We start from the raw sequence: 25,260 nt of genomic DNA, 5'->3' as shown, positions 1-25,260 counted from the left end.
TTAGATAACTGAGAAGGACATTAAAATAAATATTTTAGAATACTAATAGTTTTATTTCTAATGCCCCTTGGAGATAAAATGTAAGTAAACAAAAAGATGACTATGGAAAAACCTACTACTTTTAAATCAGTTAAAACTGTTTTTACTTTGATCAGAAATATGGTTTCTGGTACTCAAAATCAGTTTGAAAAGCTAGAGGCATCATTTGCGAAAAAACAAGTGATGCAACCGTTATTTTTAAAAGCAATACAAAGCAAGAAGACTTTTCTTGGCCTTGTGTTGTTTTTGTGTTTTAGTGCCGTAAATGCGCAAACAGGAACAGCGTTCTCGGCTAGGCTTACCAATGGTAACATAAAAGTTAAGGGAGATGTTATTTTAATTGGTAATACAGCTATAAATAAAGTAAATGACCGATCAAAACCTTATCCGGTTGGAAAAGATGCTGATCCGGCTGATTATAGTCCTGCTAAACCTAAAGACGGAGTAAAATATACTGGAACCGTAACAAATTTAGCAGCTTTAACTACTGAAGCTAATAAGGATTTTAATGGTACAGGAAATAATAATGATTTCTATGTTGAGTATACTGACATTGATTCTGATGCAAGTACTTTTAACTCTACTTCTGCAGATTTATTGATAAACAATTCTTGTAAGAGTATTGTATTTGCAGGTTTATACTGGTCTGCGATATATCCTTATGAAAGAAGTACAAATACAGGATCAAAGTATGAAGGATCGTTAAGAGAGGATGACTGGAACAAAGTAAAGTTTAAAGTTCCAAATGGTAGCTATGTAGAACTTACAGCTAGTAAAACTGATAAAAAAGAAGTAATCTTTGATGGTTATAAATTGAATGGATCAAATGTATCAGATTCTTTTAAAGATTCGCCTTACGTTTGTTTTAAAGATGTAACAACATTATTACAAGGGGTAAAAAATACATCAGGTCAATTAGATGCTGATGGTACTTATACAGTTGCAAACGTTAGAGCAGCAAGAGGAAAAAGAAATGGTGGAGGTGCAGGAGGATGGACTCTTGTTGTAATTTATGAAAGCCCAAGTTTGCCAAGTAAATTTATCTCTGTTTTTGATGGATATGTTGGAGTTGACCCTGGTTCAAATGCAACCAAAACGGTTGATTATACTGTTAGCGGTTTTCAAACTTTGCCAAAAGGTTTTCCTGTAGTAGCGAAAATTGGTGTTGGAGCATTAGAAGGTGATAATCAGATTACAGGTGATGATTTCCAAATTAAAGCGAGTAAGGTTACAGGCTTTACAAAAATTTGGGATGCAGCAAACCCATTAGGGAATTTCTTTAATGCCTCTATTTCAAGCGGTGGTGCCAATGTCACAAATCGTGTTCCTAAGAGTACGAATACCATGGGTATCGATATTGATAATGTTGGTATTCAAAACGACGATAACTTAATTATCCCTAATGATGAAACTAGCGCAACATTAAGACTTAGTACAGACGGTGATGGTTTTGGAGCATATGTTACGACTTTTGCGGTTGATATTATTGAACCAAAAATTATATTGACAAAAGTTGCCAAAGGTGTCAAAATGGTGAACGGTGTTGAAACCGAATATGATTTAGGAGGTCTTCCTGTAAATTTAGGACAAGAAATTAGATATCTAATTGGGTTTAGAAATCAAGGAAATGATAATGCCAAAGATTTCACTATTACGGATGTATTGCCAATAAATGTGATTTTTGATCCGGCAACAGATCGTTTAATAACACCTGCCGGGGTTACATTTGTATCTTATACACCAGCGACAAGAACTCTTGTGTACAAAATCGATGATAAATTGGTGGTAAAATCGGGACCAACTACAACTTTAGAAATCAGAGTTAGAGTTATAAACGATTGTAATGAGTTGATGGACGCTTGTTCTAACCTTATTCAAAATACTGCAGTATCAAGATATTTTGGAGATAAAAGCCCAACCAATAATGGTCAGCCTTATGGAGATGGAAGTTATTCTTTTGATTCGGGCTGTATTGTTGGAGATCCAACTTCTACTAACTTTTTGGTTGGTGTTGATAAATGTCGTTTCAATAGAGATGTTTCATTATGCGGTAGCGCAGTATTAACAGCAGCTTTAGGATATGGAAGTTATTCATGGAAAGCTCCTGACGGAAGTAATGCTGGAAACACAAGATCTATTACAGTTACAAAAGCGGGAATCTATACTGTACAAACAGGTGATAGCTCTGATGGTAAGTGTAAAGGAATTGTACAAACGTTTGATGTAAAAGATCATATTGCCGGAGCAAATAATAATCCGGTTAGCGAATATGCTGACAATATTGATCCTGTTACAAAGCGACCATATACTTGTACGAGAGATAATATTGAGTTTCCGAAAATTTTCTTGTGTGGAGCAAACGATAAGCAATTAATCGACACTCACATTAGTCAGGCGACAAGCATTATCTGGCAGGAAACTAAAGATGTACCGCCAACAGGATTCCCTGCAAGTTGTCCTTATGACACTGCTCCAAATTGGGTAAATGTAGGAACACCTGGACCAACGTTTATGGCAGACAGAGCCGGAGCGTTTAGAGTTGTGATTACTTATGGTAATAATTGTGTGAACACGTTTTACTTTAGTGTTTTCCAAAATCCATTAGATCCAAAAGCTGATAAACTAAATATTGTTTGTAATACAAAAGGAACTATAACGGTTACAAATCCGCCTATTAATACTGGGTATACTTATAGTTTAGATAATGTAAATGGTACTTACCAAGCTTCAAATATATTTAACAATGTTGCTGCCGGAAGCCATACCGTTTATATCAAACAAAACCCTGCGGCTGGTGAAACTTCATTTTGTCCATTTTTTGTAAATGTTACAATCTTAAAAGAGACTTTTGGAGGAACTGTAACAACAACAGACCCTTTATGTCCGGGTGACTTAGGTTCAATGACTATTTCCGGAGATGGTTTATCTGACGGAAATTATCAATTTATAGTTAAAAAAGCAGGAACAAGTACAATAGTGGCAGATTCTGGAATAATATCATTTCCAAATTTTGTTGTTTTCGATCAGAAATTTACTCCGGGGAAATATGATGTTGAAATAACATCTCCTAAGTACGGATGTTCTGTAATTAAAAAAGGCATTGAAATATTTGATAAAAAATTAGTTGCTACAGCAAACGTTTCAAAAACATTGGCTTGTGGTGGTGATGGCGAAATTACTATTAACGTTTCAGGAGGAACTCCAATTCCGGGAGCAACACCATCGTACTATTATACTTTAAATGGTGTTAATTTAGGGCAACTTATTGGTAATACAGTTAAGCTTCCTGTTACAAGACCATTGCCTCCGGGAGGTACATATGATATTATAGTAAAAGATTATAATTCATGTTCGATTACTTTACCAACTCTTACAGTTGTTGATACTCAAAAACCAACGGTTACTATTAACCAGAAAAACGTAAGATGTTACAATTCTAAAGAAGGTGAAATTTCGATTACAGTTGTGCCTGCAACTTCTGGATATGCAGTTGCATACAATGTAAACGGAGGAGCTTATACTACTTTACCAACTACAGGATTAGATCCGGGTAAATATTCTGTTATTGTAAAATATACTTATGGAACAGAAGATTGTTTTGATACAGCTCAAGATATTATCATTACAGGACCAACAGACCCATTAACGGCTTCTGGAGGTGTTGCTGAATTATCTGGTTGTGGACCTGATGGAAATCAAGGATTGGTGAGAATTACAAATGCTCAGGGAGGTGTACAATTTCCTGCACCAGACTTGTACAGATATAGTTTTGATGGTGGTACAACTTGGATTAAAGCAAGTCAAGCTTATGTAAACCCTAGTACTACTCCTTATACTTTATTAATTAAAGATGCTGCTGATTGTATATTTTCAATACCTGGTATTGTTTTACAACAAAAACCAGCAGATCCGGAATTTAAGACTTCTACACCAACTTATACTTGTGATGGAAAAGGAACTGTAACTGTATCAGTAACTACTGATCCAAGTGCTAATTATACTTACTCTTATTATTTAGGTAAATTTAATGGTACTAGTTACGACTATACTCTAAACACGAATTCACCAGCTAATATTTTTAAAGATATACCTGCAGGTGATTATAAAATTAAAGTAGAATATAATTTAATAGCAGCTGCTACATACAGTAATTTATTAAGAGAGGATTTCGGAAGCGGACCTCCTACAACTACACCTGGTATTGCAACAGCATATTGTTTCAATGATCAGAGAGTTAATGCACCATATCAATGTAAATTCCCTGACGGAACACCAAGTAGATCTGTAGAAGATAATGCTTATTCTGTAGCAAGTTTCTTCTGGAGAGGTGATGACCCTAGCAACAATAATTCTGGAGCTTGGTTCCACTTTAAAGATCACACGACAAACCCTAATAATTTAGCTAATACCGGAGATCCTAACGGAAGATTTTTATTAGTAAATATTGGTAGTGCGGCTGGACCAAATGGTGTTTTATATAGTAAACCTATACATGATGTAATACCAAATCAGCCAATTCAAGTAGATATAGCTGTAGCTAATTTATTAAGAAAAGGTCAAAATGGAGATTCACCTTCTGTTTTATTTCAGTTGGTTGATCCTTCAGGAAAAGTTGTATCATCTTATCTTGGTGGTACTATAGCTGGTCCAGTTAATGATGCAAACAGAGAGAAATGGGTTACTCCACCTACAATTTCTTTGAATCCTGGAAATAATACAGATTTAACATTTGTTATAAGATCAGGAAGCGTACAATATGGAGGTAACGACATCGTTATTGATGATATTTGGGTTCGTCAATTACCAAAATCATGTTTAAATGCTAAAGTATTAGATTTAAAAGTAGAAGATTCAAAAGCATTTACTGTTCTTGAACCTGTAATTGGAAATATAGATTGTACTGGAGGAAAAACTGGTACAATAACAATTACGGCTCAAAACTTTAATGGTAGTTTTTATTATTCAATAGACGGAGGAGCTAAATGGAGTTCATCTACAACTTCACCGGTAATAATAGATAAGTTAACGGCAAAATCTTATACAGTTATCGTTAGGAGTGATGCAACAGGAACTTGTTCTAAATCATTTACTAAAACAATTGGACAGAATGCTCCGGTTACAGTAACTGCAACAGTTTCAACATTACCAACTTGTACTTCAGGAGCGACAATTACCGCTGAAGCTAATGGTGGTGTTGGACCTTATACTTATGCATTAAAATTAGCAGACGGAGTAACAGATGTACCAGGAAATGGATTCGATCACTCAGCAATTTTTACAGGAATAGGTACAGGAACTTATAAAGTTATAGCTCGTGATTCAAAAGGTTGTACTTCGGGAGTTTCTACAGCAGTAGTTGTAAATACACCAACTCCACCAACTGCAAGTTTAGATATTACATCAAATTTATGTTATGATAGTACTAATAAAGCTACTTTAGTTGTTAAAGCTAGTGGTACAGGAATATTAAATTACAGTTTAGACGGTGGTGATTTTGATACCAATAATACTTTTACAAACGTTGGTGTTGGAACACACAGTGTCGTAGTTAGAGATGGAAACAATTGTACATTTACAATAAGTGGTATTGTAATTAATGATGAATTAACTGCAGTAGCAAATGTTACAAAAACATTAGATTGTATTTCTACAGGTGCAACTATTAAAGTTGATATTAAAGGTGGTAAAGCTCCTTTTACTTATAAAGTTAAACTTGAAACAACAGGAACATATTCTGCAAGTGTTAACGTTACAGGAAGCACATTTAATTATCCAGCTCCCGGAGCAGGAAATTATTATTTTGAAATCACTGACTCTAATACACCAAAAGCATGTAAAGTTGTAACATCTGCAGCGGTTCTTACTATTGGTAAACCAGTTGCTAATGCTACACCTACACAAGTTACTTGTTTTGGTGGGGCAAACGGTGAAGTTACAGTTTCAGCTTCAGGTGGTTCAGGTAGTGGTTATTCATACAGTTTTAATGGAAGTGGATTTACATCAACTATAAAATATACTGGCTTAAAAGCTGGAATTGCTTATAAATATCAAGTAAAAGATGATAAAGGATGTATCTCTGACCAAGGATCTATTACTTTAACAGAGCCAACAGCAGTTACAGGAACTATTAAAACTACAGATATTCAATGTGGTGCAACAGCAACTGTTCCTGCAGTAGTTACAATAACTGCCGGTGGAGGTACAGCACCATATAAATATAGTTTTACAGGACCTTCAAACTATGGTGATGACAACACTTATTCAACTACAGTTTCTGGAGTTGTAAAAGGATATATAATAGATACTAATGGTTGTCAATTTGGACCATTAAGCGTTACTGTTGGTACTTTTGAACCAATAACAGGTATTAATCTTGATGATAAAGGATACGATTGTTCTACAACTCCACAAGGAGGTCATGTAATAATTACAGCTGTAAAAACAGGAGCTTTGACTAATGTTTCTTATAGAATTATTTCAGGTCCGGCTGGATACAATACAGCAAGCAATACAACTGGAGACTTCCAACCATTAACTCCTGGAAGTTATACTTTTGAAGCGTCAGATAGTAAAACAAAATGTACAAAAACAATATCTTACGTTGTATCGGGAACTTCAGACATAACAGCTGGAGGATCAGTTACAACTACAATTAAATGTAATGCTGATAAAGGAAATATTCAATTTACAGTTAGTGGTGTTAAAGCTAGCGGATACGATTATGTAATTACAAATACTGCAGGTGCAACCATTCAACAAGCAAATGGCGTACCGGCAACAACTACAACTATTGCAGTTACTTCTTCTTTGGTTGCTGATGATTATACTATTACAGTAACAGATAAATTAACTAAATGTCAGGCAATTTATGTTGTGAAATTAACGCAGCCAGCTTTAGGATTAAGTCTTACAGCAACTGCGTCGAATATTACATGTACTAAGTTTACATCAACGATTACGGCAAGTCCGGTTGGTGGAACAACAGCTTATAAGTATGCTGTAGTTAAACAAGGTGCAGCAGATCCTTTATCTGGAGCATATAATACAGGTAGTGCAACATTAACAGTAAATACTAATACTGGACTTGATTTGGATTGGGTTGTTTTTGTGATGGATGCTAACGGATGTACTGCTAAATATCCGGTAAAAATCGCTAAAGATGCTACACCAACAGTTACAGCAAAAGTAGACAACCAATGTACAGGATCTGGAAACACCTTCACTATAACGGCTACAGCTACACCAGGAACAGGAACATTGACTTACGGAATCAACGGAGTAAATGGAACGTTCACTACAAATAATGTTTTCACTGTAGGAGCAGGAACTTATACAGTTTGGGTAAAAGACGGTAATTTATGTCCGGCTTCTGCACCAGCAGTTACAGTTTATGATCAATTAACAGCTGGTACAGTTGTAAAAGAATTGGATTGTTCTACAACAACACCTACTAGTAAAAATGCTACAATTACAGTTAATCCTTCAGGAGGATTAGCACCATATAAATATGAAGTTTCGACAAATAACGGAACTAGCTATTCTGCAATGGCATCTAATGTTTATTCAACAGCAGTTGCAGGAACATTTAAAATTAGAGTAACCGATGCTAATTTATGTACGGTTGTAGTTACAGAAATTATACAATCAATTTCAAACCCTGTAGCTTCAATTGTTACACAAAGCAATGTAAGTTGTAATGGAAAACTTGACGGATCAGTTACCATTAAAGGTACTGGAGGTTCAGGTGGATATTCTTATAGTAACAATGCTACAACAGGATTTGGAGCAAGCGCTACCTTTACAGGATTAGGCTTAGGAGATTATACTTTTTATGTAAAAGACAGTAAAGGTTGTGTTGGAAGTGTTCCGGTTAAGATTACAGAGCCAAATCCTTTAGTGATTTCTTCAACAGTTACACCATTTGCGTGTAGCACAACTAATACAAAAGTTCAAGGAAAAGTTGTAATCAACGCTCCTGCAGGTGGTACTTCACCATTCCAATATAGTTTTAATGGAGGTGGATATTCAGGAACAAGTACATTATTGGTAGATGATAACGGAACGGATCAAAAAATTGATTATGCTGTAAAAGATGCTAATGGATGTATTACTACAGGATCAGTTACATTATTGAAACTGAACCCACCAGTAATTGACAAAATTACACCATCAACAATTACTTGTAATGCAACAACAAGTAACGTAACGGTTGCTCTTTTGGGAGGTACAGGAGTAGCTCCGCTTAAATATGAAACTATTGCGCCATCACAGGCAATAATCGCACAACAAACTTCTAATGTATTTAATGGATTAGCTGCAGGAAGTTATACTTTCAAGGTTACTGATGCTAACGGATGTTTTGATACAAAAGTTATTACGATAAACGCAGCAGTAAAAATTGCGATTTCTGGAAACAAAAACAATGACGTTAAATGTAAAGGAGAATCAACAGGAAATGGAACGTTTACAATTTCAAACGTTGCTACAGCCGGAGATTATACTTTCGTTTTAACAGCAGGAACATTAGGATCTGGTACGCTTGCAAAATCAGCTACTGATGCTAATATTTTAGAATTGAAAAATGTTGCAAAAGGAACTTACACAGTAGAAGTTACTTCAAATTCAACAGGATGTAAAAACACTGCAACAATTATTATTGATGAGCCAGTTCTGGGATTAAGTCTTACAGCAACTGCATCAAATATCACATGTACTAATTTTACATCAACAATTACGGCAAGTCCGGTTGGTGGAACTACAGCTTATAAATATGCAGTAGTTAAACAAAGCGCTGCAGATCCATTATCTGGAGTATATACAGGAAGTGCAACATTATCAGTGGATACTAATAATGGAGTTGATTTGGACTGGGTTGTATTTGTAATGGATGCTAACGGATGTACTGCTAAATATCCGGTTAAAATCGCTAAAGATCCAACACCAACAGTTACAGCAAAAGTAGACAACCAATGTGCAGGATCTGGAAACAGCTTCACTATCACGGCTACAGCTACTACACCAGGAACAGGAACATTGACTTATGGAATCAACGGAGTAAATGGAGCATTCTCTACAAACAATGTTTTCAATGTAGGGCCTGGAACTTATACTGTTTGGATAAAAGACGGAAATCAATGTCCGGCTTCTGCACCAGCAGTTACGGTTTATGACCAATTAAAAGCTACTACAGTTATAAAAGAACTTGATTGTTCTACAACAACTCCTACTAGCGCAAATGCTACAATTACAGTTACTCCTACAGGAGGATTAGCACCATATAAATATGAAGTTTCGACAAATAACGGAACTAGCTATTCTGCAATGGCATCTAATGTTTATTCAACAGCAGTTGCAGGAACATTTAAAATTAGAGTAACAGATGCTAATTTATGTACGGTTGTTATAACAGAAATTATACAAACGATTACAAATCCAGTAGCTTCAATTGTTACACAAAGTAATGTAAGCTGTAATGGAAAACTTGACGGATCAGTTACTATTAAAGGTACTGGAGGTTCAGGTGGATATTCTTATAGCAACAGTGCTACAGGTGTATTTGGACCAAGCGCTACCTTTGCAGGTTTAGGCGCTGGCGATTATACTTTCTATGTAAAAGACAGTAAAGGATGTATTGGAAGTGTTCCGGTTAAGATTACAGAACCAAGCGTTTTAGTAATTTCTTCAACAGTTACACCATTTGCGTGTAGCACAACTAATACAAAAGTTCAAGGAAAAGTTGTAATCAACCTTCCAGCAACAGGAACTTCACCATACCAATATAGTTTTAACGGTGGTGGATATTCTGGAAACAATACATTATTGGTAGACGATAACGGAACAAATCAAAAAGTTGATTATGCTGTAAAAGATAAAAATGGATGTATTACTACGGGATCAGTTACATTATTGAAACTGAACTCACCGGTAATTGACAAAATTACACCATCAACAATTACTTGTAATGCAACAACAAGTAATGTTACGGTTGCTCTTTTGGCAGGTACAGGAGTAGCTCCACTTAAATACGAAACGATTGCGCCATCACAGGCAATAATCGCACAACAAACTTCTAATGTATTTAATGGATTAGCAGCAGGAAGTTATACTTTCAAGGTTACTGATGCTAACGGATGTTTTGATACAAAAGTTATTACGATAAACGCAGCAGTAAAAATTGCAATTTCAGGAAACAAAAACAATGACGTTAAATGTAAAGGAGAATCAACTGGAAATGGAACGTTTACAATTTCAAACGTTGCTACTGCAGGAGATTATACTTTCGTTTTAACAGCAGGAACATTAGGATCTGGTACGCTTGCAAAATCAGCTACTGATGCTAATATTTTAGAATTGAAAAATGTTGCAAAAGGAACTTACACAGTAGAAGTTACTTCAAATTCAACAGGATGTAAAAACACTGCAACAATTATTATTGATGAGCCAGTTCTGGGATTAAGTCTTACAGCAACTGCTTCAAATATTACATGTAGTAAATTCACATCAACAATTACGGCAAGTCCGGTTGGTGGAACTACAGCTTATAAATATGCAGTTGTTAAACAAAGTGCTGCAGATCCAGCAACAACAGATTATACAGGAAGTGCAACATTAACAGTAGATACTAATACTGGACTTGATATTGATTGGGTTGTATTTGTAATGGATGCTAATGGATGTACAGCTAAGTATCCGGTAAAAATTAAAACAGATCTAACACCAACAGTTACAGCAAAAGTTGATAACCAATGTACAGGATCTGGAAATAGCTTCACTATTACGGCTACAGCTACTACACTAGGAACAGGAACATTGACTTACGGAATCAACGGAGTAAATGGAGCATTCTCTACAAACAATGTTTTCACTGTAGGACCTGGAACTTATACTGTTTGGATAAAAGACGGAAATCAATGTCCGGCTTCTGCACCAGCAGTTACGGTTTATGACCAATTAAAAGCTACTACAGTTATAAAAGAACTTGATTGTTCTACAACAACACCGACTAGTAAAGATGCTACAATTACAGTTACTCCTACAGGAGGATTAGCACCATATAAATATGAAGTTTCGACAAATAACGGAACTAGTTATTCTGCAATGGCATCAAATGTTTATTCAACAGCAGTTGCAGGAACATTTAAAATTAGAGTAACTGACGCTAATTTATGTACGGTTGTTATAACAGAAATTATACAAACTATTACAAATCCAGTAGCTTCAATTGTTACACAAAGCAATGTAAGCTGTAATGGAAAACTTGACGGATCAGTTACTATAAAAGGTACTGGAGGTTCAGGTGGATATTCTTATAGCAACAATGCTACAACAGGATTTGGTCCAAGCGCTACCTTTACAGGATTAGGCTTAGGAGATTATACTTTCTATGTAAAAGATAGTAAAGGTTGTGTTGGAAGTGTTCCGGTTAAGATTACTGAGCCAAATCCTTTAGTAATTTCTTCAACAGTTACACCATTTGCGTGTAGCACAACTAATACAAAGGTTCAAGGAAAAGTTGTAATCGACGCTCCGGCAGGTGGTACTTCACCATTCCAATATAGTTTTAATGGAGGTGGATATTCTGGAAACAATACATTATTGGTAGACGATAACGGAACAAATCAAAAAGTTGATTATGCTGTAAAAGATAAAAATGGATGTATTACTACAGGATCAGTTACATTATTGAAACTGAACTCACCAGTAATTGATAAAATTACGCCATCAACAATTACTTGTTTGCCAGGAGCAACAACAAGTAATGTTACAGTTGATCTTTTAGCAGGTACAGGAGTAGCTGCACTTAAATACGAAACGATTGCGCCATCTCAGGCAATAATCGCACAACAATCATCTAATGTATTCAATGGATTAGCTTCAGGAAGTTATACTTTCAAGGTTACAGATGCTAACGGATGTTTTGATACAAAAGTTATTACGATAAACCCTGCAGTGAAAATTGCAATTTCAAGTAGTAAGAACAATGATGTTAAATGTAAAGGAGGATCAACAGGAAATGGAACGTTTACAATTTCAAACGTTGCTATTGTTGGAGATTATACTTTCGCTTTAACAGCAGGAACTTTAGGATCTGGTACGCTTACTAAATCAGCTACAGATGCTAATGTTTTATTATTGAAAGATGTTGCAGTGGGAACTTACACAGTAGAAGTTACTTCAAATGCAACTGGTTGTAAAAACACGGCAACAATTATTATTGATGAGCCTTTAAATCCTTTAACAGCAACTCTTGCACAAGTAAATGCCAATTGTAAAGTTGGTACTTCAAAAGTTACCATAACTGCTGCAGGTGGAACACTTGCTTACAAATATGCATTTGTACATGATGGAGCACCAAAAGGAACATTAACGTCATCAAATGAGGCTAATTTAGACCCAGCTATTGTTGATTGGGATGCTTATGTTGTAGATGCTAACGGATGTGAAGTAAAATTCGATGTTAAGCTTGCTACAGATGCTGTACCAACAGTTACAGCTACGGCTACTAATCAATGTTTAGGTGTAGGTACTTATACTATCACAGCTACAGCTGTTGGTAAAGCACCTTTCACTTATAGTATAAACGGTACTTCATTTGACACTCCAAATACGTTCACAGTAACTACTGCAGGAACTTATAATGTTTGGGTTAAAGATGCAAATGGATGTATTGCGAAAACTACTACGCCAGTTACTGTTTATGATAAATTAACAATAACTCCAATAGTAGATAAAGACATTACTTGTACAGTAGGTTCAGAAGCAGCCAAAGTTACCTTGACAACAGGTGGCGGAAGCGGTTCGTTTACTTACAGCTATACAAGTACACCAGCTGGTGCAGTAGGAACTTTTGCTGGAAATGTTTTCACGACAAGTGATCCGGCAGATTATATCTTTACAGTTAAAGACAATGTAAGTAACTGTACAGCGACTATCGCAGTACCGGTTCAAATTACAACACCAACGCCTCCTCATTTCACAGCACCACTTCCAGCAGTGCTTAGTTGTTATGGAGACAGTTCAGGATCTATAACTGTTAATATTGATCCTACTCAAGGAGTTGCGCCGTTTGTAATTAATGTAACAAACAAAGCGACACTTCAAGATTATGGAACACAAACATCTGGTTTACCTGCAGCTATTTATGTAGTTAAAGTGACAGATGCAAAAGGTTGTAGCTATTCAGAAGATATTGAAATTAAACAACCGAATAAAATCGTAGTTGTATCTCACGCAGATCCAATTACTTGTGATGCCCTTAGTGGTGGAATTTCTAAAGGAAATGTTGTCGTTGATAGTGTAGTAGGTGGAACAGCGCCTTATACATACTACGTGACAGGTCTTAATGGTTACGATAAAAATGAGCCTAATAATACTGGAGCAACTTCGGTTACTTTTAATGTAGTTGATTTTGGTTACTATACAATTAGAGTTGTAGATGCACATGGTTGTTCAGTAATTGAAAAAGACGTTTTAGTTGCTTCGCCTCCGGATAATCTTGATATTAATATTGATTTAACAACGGTTAATTGTGAAGCTGTAGTTGGACCTCCTGCAGTTCCTGCTGGTGGTAAAGCAGTTGTAACAATTGGAACTAAATTAACAGGTAAAGGACCATTCCATTTCAATATTTATACAGGAAATGGACAAGTATTTACAGGAGACGGTAATGATGGATGGATAGGAGAATTTCCTGCGGTAGGAAGTGAATCAGCAATTTTTTACGGACTTACTCCTGGAGTAACCTATACTTTTATAGTTTATGATGAAGTAACAAAATGTTATTACTATCAACAAGCAGATAAGGCAGTTCCATCAAATTCAACATTATCTATTGTTAATGATGTAGCACATAATATTACATGTACTAACGCAGGTGACGGAAATGTGACTTTTGAAGTTAAAAACAATTATGCAACTTCAGTTGATGTAAGTTATCAGGTCTACGAATCATTTACTAATTTACCAATTGCAGGAGCATCTGGAACAGCTACAATTGCTGGAGGTGCAACATCTTCTAGTGTAGCTTTAGGGCCATTAGCTGTTGGTACATATTATGTATTAGTTAAAGAAGTTGCAGGACCAAACAAAGGTTGTTCTGTAGTTTCTAAAGACTTTAACATCAAACAATCACCTAGATTATTAGGTCTTACAGCTTCTGCTACTTCAATAGCAGACTGTACGAACTTAGGAAATATTTCTGCTCAGGCAAATGACGGAACAGCACCATACACTTATCAGGTAGTTACTTCTGGATCTGCTTATGTAGATGCTGATTGGAAAACTCCAAATACGTTTACAAGACCAGGAAGTGTTGCTGGAATTGTGTACGATGTGTATACAAAAGATGCTTACGGATGTATTAAACATGTACCAGTTACAGTTTATAAATACCAAGATCCAAAAATCAATCTTCCGGCACCAATTTGTTATGCTGGAAATCAATTTACAATTACTATAACAGGTTTTGTTGATCCGGCAATTGTTGGTGGTGCAACATATAGTGTTGATGGAAGTGCTTTCCAAGCATCTCCTAGCTTTAACTTCAATGCTGCGAAAATTTACAATTTGGTTATCAAAGATGGTAAAGGATGTACAGCTAATGTAGATTATGAGGTTAAACCACAATTGAAACTTGATGTTGATTTAACTAAAGATATTGATTGTTCAGGTACTCCTGATGCAAAAATTACTTTGACAGCTTCAGGTGGTTATGGACCAACTTATAAATATGAGTACTCTACGAATAATGGAGGAAGTTGGAATACAATGCCAAGTAATGTTCTTGATACAAGTGTTACAGGAAATTATATTTTTAGAGCTACAGACCTTGGTAATACAACAACTTGTAGTGTTGATACGAAGTTTACTTTAGATGCAATTCCAGTAATTGACTTTACTGTAGACCCAATAGCAGTAACTTGTTCAGGAAGTTCTAATGGAAAAATTACAGTTAATGTAACTTCTGGAGTTGGACCATATAAATATCAATTAGTTAACGGTGCAACAACTTGGGCTTTCCAGGATTCAAACGTATTCGACAATTTACCAGCTTCAACTACTTATGTTGTAACTGTTAGAGATGCAAAATTATGTACGAAGACTCTTGGTGCTACAGTTGACACACCTACACCATTATCAGCAACTTCATCAATAACAGCTAAATTGTTGTGTACTACAGACAATGCACCAACAAAAGCTGTAGTTACAGTAGTTGGATCAGGCGGAACTGCACCATACCAATACAGTTATGATGGAGGAGCTAATTACTCAAAAGATGATACTTTTGAAACATACGCAGGAATTAAATTCGATGTTTATGTAATGGATGCCAACGGATGTAAATTTACGTTGACAGATGGAGTTAATGTTCCAGCATTAAATGCTCCAACAGCTATGAACATTACAGGTACATTAGTATTCTGTCAGCCAGTAGCAAGACAAACAAGTACAGTTACAATTAATTCAGTAACAAATGGAGTTGGAACATTACAATATGAGATTTTATCTCCAATTGTAAGAGGACAACAAATATCAAATGTATTTGCAGGATTGGCACCAAGTGCAGATCCTTATGTATTCCAGGTTACAGATGCAAACGGATGTACTTATAAAGACTCTTATATTGTAAAACCAGCTGAAAACATTACCGTTTCGGGAGCATTGGTTAGCGATGTAACTTGTAACCCGGGTAGTAACGGAGAAGTATTATTTACAGTAGGTAACTTTACAGGAACTTACAGTTATGTACTTAACTCAGGAACTCCTGTTACAGGACAAACAAGTAAAACAATATCAATTACAGGATTAACAGCTGCAAGCACGCAAAGCATCGTAGTAACTGATGAAGTTACAGGTTGTACAGCTCCTGCTTCAGTAAATGTTATTCAAAATCCGGCATTATCATTGTCAGTTATTGCCAATGTACCGGAGAATTGTGATAATAAAGCGAAAGTACAAGTATTAGCTTCTGGCGGAGTTGCACCTTATGAATATTCATTCGTACTTGCAACAGCAACTGGACCAGGTACATATACAACATCAGATACAGCATTTTTAAGTACTGCTGGTTCTTCTTTCAACTGGAAAGTTTATGTAAAAGATGCTAACGGTTGTGTAATTACAACACCATTTGCAGTATCAATTACTAAAGATGCAGCACCATCAATTGCGATGCCGGCATCAATATGTTATATTGGATCAGATGTTACAATTGACTTGGCAGCATTATCTACAGTAGCTGTAGCTCCTGCAAAATATACCCTAAACGGTGTAGACATACCAGGTACTACTTATACAGTAAAAGCTGCTGGAACTTATATATTTGGTATCATTGACGGTAACGGATGTAAATCAAACCAAGTAAGTTTTATAGTAAAACCACAAGTGTTTTTACAAGCAGACTTAGATCAGGATTTAACATGTGCTAAAGATGCTTCTATTAAATTAACTCCTACAGGAGGAACAGGAACATATAATCTATACGAAGTAGATCGTGATGGAAATGGATATACTGCATTCACAACATTGCCTTATGTTGCAACAGTTGCTGGAACATATACATTTAAAGTAACAGATTCTCAGGGATGTCCTGCAGTATCAAATGCTGTAATAGTAACACCTAAAACAGTTCCAACGGCTAGTATAGCAGCAACAAGTGTAATTTGTTCTGGAGATAGTAACGGAACGGTTACAGTAACGGCTTCAAACGGAATCTTGCCTTACCAATACAGAATCGACGGAGGAGTTTTCCAAACTTCTAATGTATTCAAAGGATTGGCAGCAGGTCCACATAATGTTGAAGTTAAAGATGCAAAAGAATGTATCTCAGTTTTAATACCAGCAGCAGTTGGTACACCGTCAGCATTATCAGCTAGTTCAGCAATCACAACTAAATTGTTGTGTACTACTAGCAATGCACCGACAAAAGCAGAAGTTACAGTAACAGGAATTGGCGGAACTTCACCATATCAATTTAGTTATGATGGAGGACTTAATTACTCATCTGATAATACTTTTGAAACATTTGCAGGAATTAAATTCGATGTTTATGTAAAGGATGCTAACGGATGTAAATTCACATTGACAGATGGAGTTAATGTTCCGGCATTAAACGCTCCAACAGCTATGAACATTACAGGAACATTAGTATTCTGTCAGCCAGTAGCAAGACAAACAAGTACAGTTACAATTAATTCAGTAACAAATGGAGTTGGAACATTACAATATGAGATTTTATCTCCAATTGTAAGAGGACAACAAATATCAAATGTATTTGCAGGATTGGCACCAAGTGCAGATCCTTATGTATTCCAGGTTACAGATGCAAACGGATGTACTTATAAAGACTCTTATATTGTAAAACCAGCTGAAAACATTACTGTTTCAGGAGCATTGGTTAGCGATGTAACTTGTAATCCAGGTGCAAACGGAGAAGTATTATTTACAGTAGGTAACTTTACAGGAACTTACAGTTATGTACTTAACTCAGGAACTCCGGTTACAGGACAAACAAGTAAAACAATATCAATTACAGGATTAACAGCTGCAAGCACGCAAAGTATCGTAGTAACTGATGAAGTTACAGGTTGTACAGCTCCTGCTTCAGTAAATGTTATTCAAAACCCGGCATTATCATTGTCAGTTATTGCCAATGTACCGGAGAATTGTGATAATAAAGCGAAAGTACAAGTATTAGCTTCTGGCGGAGTTGCACCATATGAATATTCATTCGTACTTGCAACAGCAACAGGACCTGGTACATATACAACATCAGACACAGCATTTTTAAGTACTGCTGGTTCTTCTTTCAACTGGAAAGTTTATGTAAAAGATGCTAACGGTTGTGTAATTACAACACCATTTGCAGTATCAATTACTAAAGATGCAGCACCATCAATTGCGATGCCGGCATCAATATGTTATATTGGATCAGATGTTGTAATAGATTTAGCAGCATTATCTACAGTAGCTGTAGCTCCTGCAAAATATACCCTAAACGGTGTAGACATACCAGGTACTACTTATACAGTAAAAGCTGCTGGAACTTATATATTTGGAATCATTGACGGTAACGGATGTAAATCAAACCAAGTAAGTTTTATAGTAAAACCACAAGTGTTTTTACAAGCAGACTTAGATCAGGATTTAACATGTGCTAAAGACGCTTCTATTAAATTAACTCCAACAGGAGGAACAGGAACATATAATCTATACGAAGTAGATCGTGATGGAAATGGATATACTGCATTCACAACATTGCCTTATGTTGCAACAGTTGCTGGAACATATACATTTAAAGTAACAGATTCTCAGGGATGTCCTGCAGTATCAAATGCTGTAATCGTAACACCTAAAACAGTTCCAACGGCTAGTATAGCAGCAACAAGTGTAATTTGTTCTGGAGATAGTAACGGAACGGTTACAGTAACGGCTTCAAACGGAATCTTGCCTTACCAATACAGAATCGACGGAGGAGTTTTCCAAACTTCTAACGTATTCAAAGGATTGGCAGCAGGTCCACATAATGTTGAAGTTAAAGATGCAAAAGAATGTATCTCAGTTTTAATACCAGCAGCAGTTGGTACACCGTCAGCGTTATCAGCTAGTTCAGCAATCACAACTAAATTGTTGTGTACTACTAGCAATGCACCGACAAAAGCAGAAGTTACAGTAACAGGAATTGGAGGAACTACGCCATACCAATACAGCTATGATGGAGGACTTAATTACTCAACTGATAATACTTTTGAAACATTTGCAGGAATTAAATTCGATGTTTATGTAAAGGATGCTAATGGATGTAAATTTACATTGACAGATGGAGTTAATGTTCCGGCATTGAATGCTCCAACAGATATGGACATTGCAGGAACACTAGTATTCTGTCAGCCAATAGGAAGACAAACAAGTACAGTTACAATTAGTAATGTTCAAAATGGAATTGGTACACTACAATATGAGATCTTATCTCCAATTGTTGTAACAAAACAACCATCAAATGTATTTGCAGGATTGGCTCCAAATAATGCTCCTTATGTATTCCAGGTTACGGATGCAAACGGATGTACATACCAAGAATCATACATTGTAAAACCAGCAATAAACATTACTGTTTCTGCAGGATTAACTAATGATGTTTCTTGTAACGGTGGTGCAAATGGTTCAGCTAAATTCAATGTAGAAAACTTTACAGGAACTTATTCAGCTGTACTTACTGCGGGAACAGGATCAGTAACTCAAGCAGGTAAAGTAGTTACAGTAACAGGTCTTGTTGCTGGATCATATACTTTAGAAGTTACAGACAATGTTACAGGATGTAAAAATACTGCGACAATTGTAATTGGTCAGCCAGCAGTTCTGGATGTTCAGGTAGTTTCTCAAACTGCAGCAAATTGTTATTCAGGAGCTGTAGTAACAGTAAAAGGAATTGGAGGAACACCTAAATACCAATATGCATTTGTTCTTTCTGGAGCAACACCAGCAGCGGGAGATTATTTTGATGAAGACTTTGCTGTTTTAGATTTTGCAAAAGGCGCTAATTGGGATGTTTATGTACGAGATGCAAACCTTATTTGTATTAATAAATTACCAATTACAATTACTAAAGATGATGCACCAACAATTGATTTGAACAAGAACATCTACTGTTATACAGGTGGTCCGGTAGCAATTACAATTGAAGGTACAACAGATAAGGATATCGTAAATCCACCAATGTATAGCATTGGAAACGGATATTATTTAAGTCCTAATTTCACGCTTAACGCGCCTGGAACTTATGATTTCTATATCAAAGACGGAAATGGTTGTATTGCACATGCAAAATATACATTAAGACAAGAATTATTATTACAAGCAAAACTTGATGTAGATTTAAATTGTACAACAAACACTGCAACAATTTCATTATTGGCAACTCAGGGAACTGGAGCTGGTACATATGCAAATTATGAATATGATCTTAACAATAGTGGAGTTTACAAACCAGTTACAGCACAGCCATTTGTAACTAGTACAGCGGGAACTTATACTTTTAGAGTAAAAGATGCTCAATGTAGTGCAGTTTCTGTACCGGTAGTTATTACACCACTTACGACTCCTACATTTACAACAGCTCAAGTTGATGTAAAATGTCAGGGAGATCTTAACGGAATGATTACAGTAACGGCAGCTAACGGTTTAGCTCCTTACGAATACAGTATTAATGGTGGAGCGTTTGGTTCGGTTAATGTTTTTGCCGGATTGAAAAAAGGTACATATTTGATCAATGTAAGAGATGCTAAAAAATGTCTTTCTACAGCAGTAAGTGTTGATATCAACGAACCAGTTACTTTAACAGCGACTAATGTGGTTACTCCATTTACATGTAGTACGACAAATGCACCACAAGACGCATTCATCACAGTAACGGCTCATGACGGTACAGGACCATACAGCTATAGTTTTGATAATGGTAAAACGTTTGGACCTTCTCCGGTATTCACTATGAATGCTTCAGGAACAATCAATTATGTAGTAGTAGATGTTAACGGTTGTAGAGCAACAGGATCAGCAACAGTTGTTCCTTACACTCGACCAACTGATTTCAAAATTGCTGCAACACCAGTTTATTGTAATTCTACAGGAGGATTCACAACAATATCTGTAGACCCAACAACTATTGTTGGAGGTGTGGCACCATACAAATATGCTATAGTACAACCAACAGCTTCAGCGACATCAAACACTACAGGTATTTTCGGTAGTTTATTACCAAATACATATGTAATTGAGGTTACAGATGCTAACGGATGTAGTACATTAAATTCAATTATTGTTGAAAAAGCAAGTGAAATTAATGTTGACGCTCAATTAGTAAGTGATGTATTATGTAATGCAGGATCAACAGGATCAATCGCATTCACAGTTAGTAATTATATCACAGCAACTAAATACGATTTTGCAATAAATCCAAATGTTGGAACATTTACACAAACAGGAGATGTTATTACATACACAGGATTAACTGCAGGTAAATATACATTTACAGTTACAGACAGAATTTCAGGATGTACAGATAGCGTTGTTGATTTCACAATTAAACAACCAATTGATCCGCTTACATTCACTGCAACTGCAACAAATATTAGTTGTGATAATAAAAACGCAACAATTACCGTAGAGGCAATTGGCGGAACAAAAGCTTATGGTTATGCAGCTGTAATTAGCGGTACTGCAGCACCAACAGTTTTCAGTCCAGAAAAAGCGATTGTAGTAGATACAAACAATGGACTTAACATGGCATGGGATGTTTATGTGAAAGACCTTAACGGATGTCCGGCACCAGTAAAAGTTCAAAACATTTTACTTGATCCGCTTCCAAGTGCTATCACTGCAAATGTTACAAGTCAATGTGCAAGCCCTGCAGGAACATATGAATTTACAGTTTCTGCTACAGGAGTAGCTCCATTACAATATAGTATTGGAGGTAATTTCCAAACAGATCCAAAATTCATTGTAAGTGCACCAGGAACTTATGATATAACAGTAAAAGATGCTAACGGTTGTACAACAACTGCAACAGCTGCTGTTAAAATCGAAGGAGCTTTAGATTTACAATATACAGTGAAAGCATTGCCAAGCTGTGATTTCCAAGACGGACAAATTGTTGTTACAGCAACTGGAGGTTCAGGAAATTATAAATATAGTTCAGGAGCTTATATTCCAACTGTTGTGGGAACTACTGCAACATTCGGTAATATGCCAGCAGGTTCACATACAATTGTTGTAAGAGATCTTACTTATGGTTGTACAGATACTGTAATTGTTGAATTGATAAAAGCGACAGAAATTACAGGATTAAAACTTGGAGGTAACGATGTATCTTGTAATGGTGGTTCAGATGGATTAATTATTGTTAATCTTGATCCAACTAAAGACGGAGTAAATGATAACCCTGTTTACAAGTATACGCTTACAGGTACTACAGTTGGAGGAACTGCGATAAGCACAATTCCACAAGAGAGTAACGTGTTTGATAATCTACAAGCTGGAGATTACACAGTTCTTGTAACTTCAGGAAGAGGATGTCATGCTCAGGTAGATATCAGAATTAAAGAACCAAATGCGATTGTTGTAAATGCGCCGGTTGTAACATCATTTAAATGTACAACAGGAACAAATGCAGTAAACTATGCTACAATTACTGTAAATTCAGTTAAAGAAGGTTCAGGTAAATATGTTCGTTATGAATTTAGTAGAAACGGAACAGTAGTTCAGGATTCTGATTCTAATGTTTACACAGAATTTGATCTTAAAGGTGGTTCTTATACAGTAAGAGTATTTGATGACAAAGGTTGTGTAGGTTCTTGGACAGCACCAATTATTATTGACTCATTCATAACAATGGATGAAGTTAAAGTAGATGTTGTTAAACCAATTACTTGTCTTGCAAACGAAACAATTCAGGTTTCTGTTGCAACAACAGGAGGAACACCAGCTTTATTAAGCTACACACTTACTGGATTAAACGGTACAGTTTTCAACGAAACAAACCCAACAGGATTGTTTAAAGATTTAGCAATTGGTCAGTACAAAATTGTAATAGAAAATCCAGCAACAGGATGTACAATTGAAGGATTCCATATTGTAAACAATCCAAATACATTTGCTTTAGAAGCTTCAAATGTGGTTAATGTAACTTGTTTGAATGATACAAATGGTAGTATTAGATTGACTTTAGTTGATAAAATTATACCAGCAGACAATTCAGGTAAGTTTAATTATGTAATTACACACGAATCAGGTTCAGTACTAAGCGGAGTAACTACATCTACAGTATTAGATCTTTCGAATCTAAAAGCTGGTAAATACTCAGTAGTTGCTACATTAGTTGGCCCACCAAATTGTGATGTTAAAACAGACTTTACAATCCAAGGACCAACGGCTAAACTTGATATTACAGTTTCTAAACAAGACATTACTTGTGTGGCAAACGATAATGGAGAGATTCAGGCAAGTGCAACAGGCGGATGGGATGGAGATTATCTATACAAATTAGACGGTCCGGTTTCTTATCCATACGGAACAGAAAGTCACTTTACTAAACTAACAGCGGGAGTTTATACAGTAACTGTAAAAGATGCTGGTGGTTGTGAGGATTCTGATAAAGTTACTTTGTCAATTCCAACACTAATAACAGCTACAATTGCAGCAGACAAAACGTTACTTACTTGTTATAATAATGCAGATGCAACAATAACTGTAACCGCAGTTAACGGAGGATCAGGAAATTATACATATACATTACACGGAACGTTAGCTGACGGAACTGTGATCGTAAGAGATGCACAGCCAGACAAAGTGTTTAAAGGATTAGCAGCTGGTAATTATTATGTTACTGTTTCAGATGATTGGACTTGTTCAGCTCCTTCTAATACAGTGACAATAAACCAACCAAATGAGGTTAAAGCTGGTTTATCTATAAAAACTTCAGAGACTTGTAAAATCACACCAGTGATTACACTAACAGTTTCAGGAGGAACAGCGCCATATTATTATAGTGCTGATGGAATTACATACAGTGTTGCATCATTTAACGGAACTATTGATATTCCGTTACCAAAAACAACAGCAGTTGTTGATTACAGCTATTATGTAAAAGATTCGAACAATTGTACAAGTGTACTTTCAAACAAAGTACCTTTTGCACCAGTTCCTGAATTAGAATTTGAGAAATTAGTTGCTATTAATGTTCCATGTAAAGGTGGTTCAACAGGTAGTATCTATGCTATTGCAAAAGGCGGATTAGGAAACTATGTTTACACGTTATTAAATGCGGCTAAACTTCCGGTAACTCCAACTCCAGAGCAGCTTACACCAGGAACATTTACAAATCTTCCAATAGGAGATTACTATGTAAGCGTTAACAGTGTTGATTGTGATCAGATTTCAGAATTGATTAAAATCACAGAGCCAGCAGAAGCTTTATCAGCAATAGTAACACCATTTGATGTTCTTTGTGCAGGATTCAATAACGGAAAAATCACAATTGAACCAAAAGGAGGATCAGGAACTTATACTTATGCAATTACACCAGAATTAGAACAATTCTTTGATGTACCGCTTTTCGAAAATCTTAAACCAGGCGACTATGTTGTTAGAGTTCAAGACGGAAACATATGTTACATGGATTATAAAGTTACAATTAACGACGCTACACCATTAGTAGTTAAAGAACTTGTAGATTCTCAAGTTCCGGAGTATTGTTTCGGTGATAAAGATGGTATTGCATTTGTTGAAGTTACAGGCGGAAAAGGTCCATATACTGCTAGTATAGTAGGTAATGGAGTAACGATCGACTTTAGAGCTCCGGATGTTGATGCTAATACATTCAGTTTCAAAGACCTGTTAGGAGGTATTGAATACACAGTATTTGTAAAAGATGCAAACGGATGTCCACAAGAAGTGACAATTAAATTACCGGAACCGGTTAAATTAATTCCAACGATTGTTGAATCTTATGATTGTGAAAACGATCTTCCGGTAAATTCAATTACAGTATCAATTGAAGGTAATATTGCAGAAGTAGATTATCCACAAATTGTTTACACACTATTATTAGATGGTGTTACAACTGGAGTAACTCAAACAGGTAACAAGATATTTAAAAACCTTCCATCAGGAAATTACTCTGTAGAAGCAACATTTGCGAAATGTACAAAAACGTCGAATACTATTACAATTAAGGCAATTGAGCCGGTATTTGCAGTAGATGTTACGAAAGAAAGTAAAGACATAAACACAATCGTAGTGAAAGCTTCTGGTGGTGTTGCTCCTTACGAATACAGTTTCAACGGAGGACCATTTACATCGTCAAATAGCTATCAAATCTATAAAACCGATGTTTATAAGGTAATTGTAAGAGATCAAAATGGATGTCAGTTCTATCTTGATGTGCCAGGTGAATATATTGACATTTGTATGCCAAATTATTTCACTCCTGGTGGAGCAACTCCAACAATTGGACCTGATTGTGGTGCATTAGCTTACAAAGATTTATCATTCAAAATCTTCGATAGATACGGTAGAATAGTTGCTAATTATCGAGTAGGTCAAAAATGGGATGGTAAATATAATGGTGCAGAATTGCCAACAGGTGACTATTGGTATGTTCTTAAACTAAATGACGAGAAAGATGCAAGAGAGTTTGTTGGACATTTCACTTTATACAGATAACAAATT

The 25,260-nt window shown here is 35.9% G+C and carries 1 protein-coding gene; it reads left to right on the top strand.

Going from position 1 to position 25,260, the window contains the following annotated elements; all coding sequences use genetic code 11:
* Nucleotides 1-102 precede the first annotated feature (102 nt).
* Nucleotides 103-25,254 carry a T9SS type B sorting domain-containing protein gene (locus tag WN975_RS19165; protein ID WP_337967891.1) on the top strand — a complete coding sequence of 8,384 codons (25,152 nt, stop codon included), beginning with the start codon at nucleotides 103-105 and terminating at the stop codon, nucleotides 25,252-25,254.
* Nucleotides 25,255-25,260: the final 6 nt, after the last annotated feature.

This window comes from uncultured Flavobacterium sp. (assembly GCF_951805225.1).
In the GTDB taxonomy this organism is placed as follows: domain Bacteria; phylum Bacteroidota; class Bacteroidia; order Flavobacteriales; family Flavobacteriaceae; genus Flavobacterium.
This window is presented reverse-complemented; position numbering and strand designations above follow the sequence as displayed.

Excerpts from the sequence above, each read along its gene's own strand:
- WN975_RS19165 (WP_337967891.1), top strand. The coding sequence starts at position 103 with ATGGAAAAACCTACTACTTTTAAATCAGTTAAAACTGTTTTTACTTTG.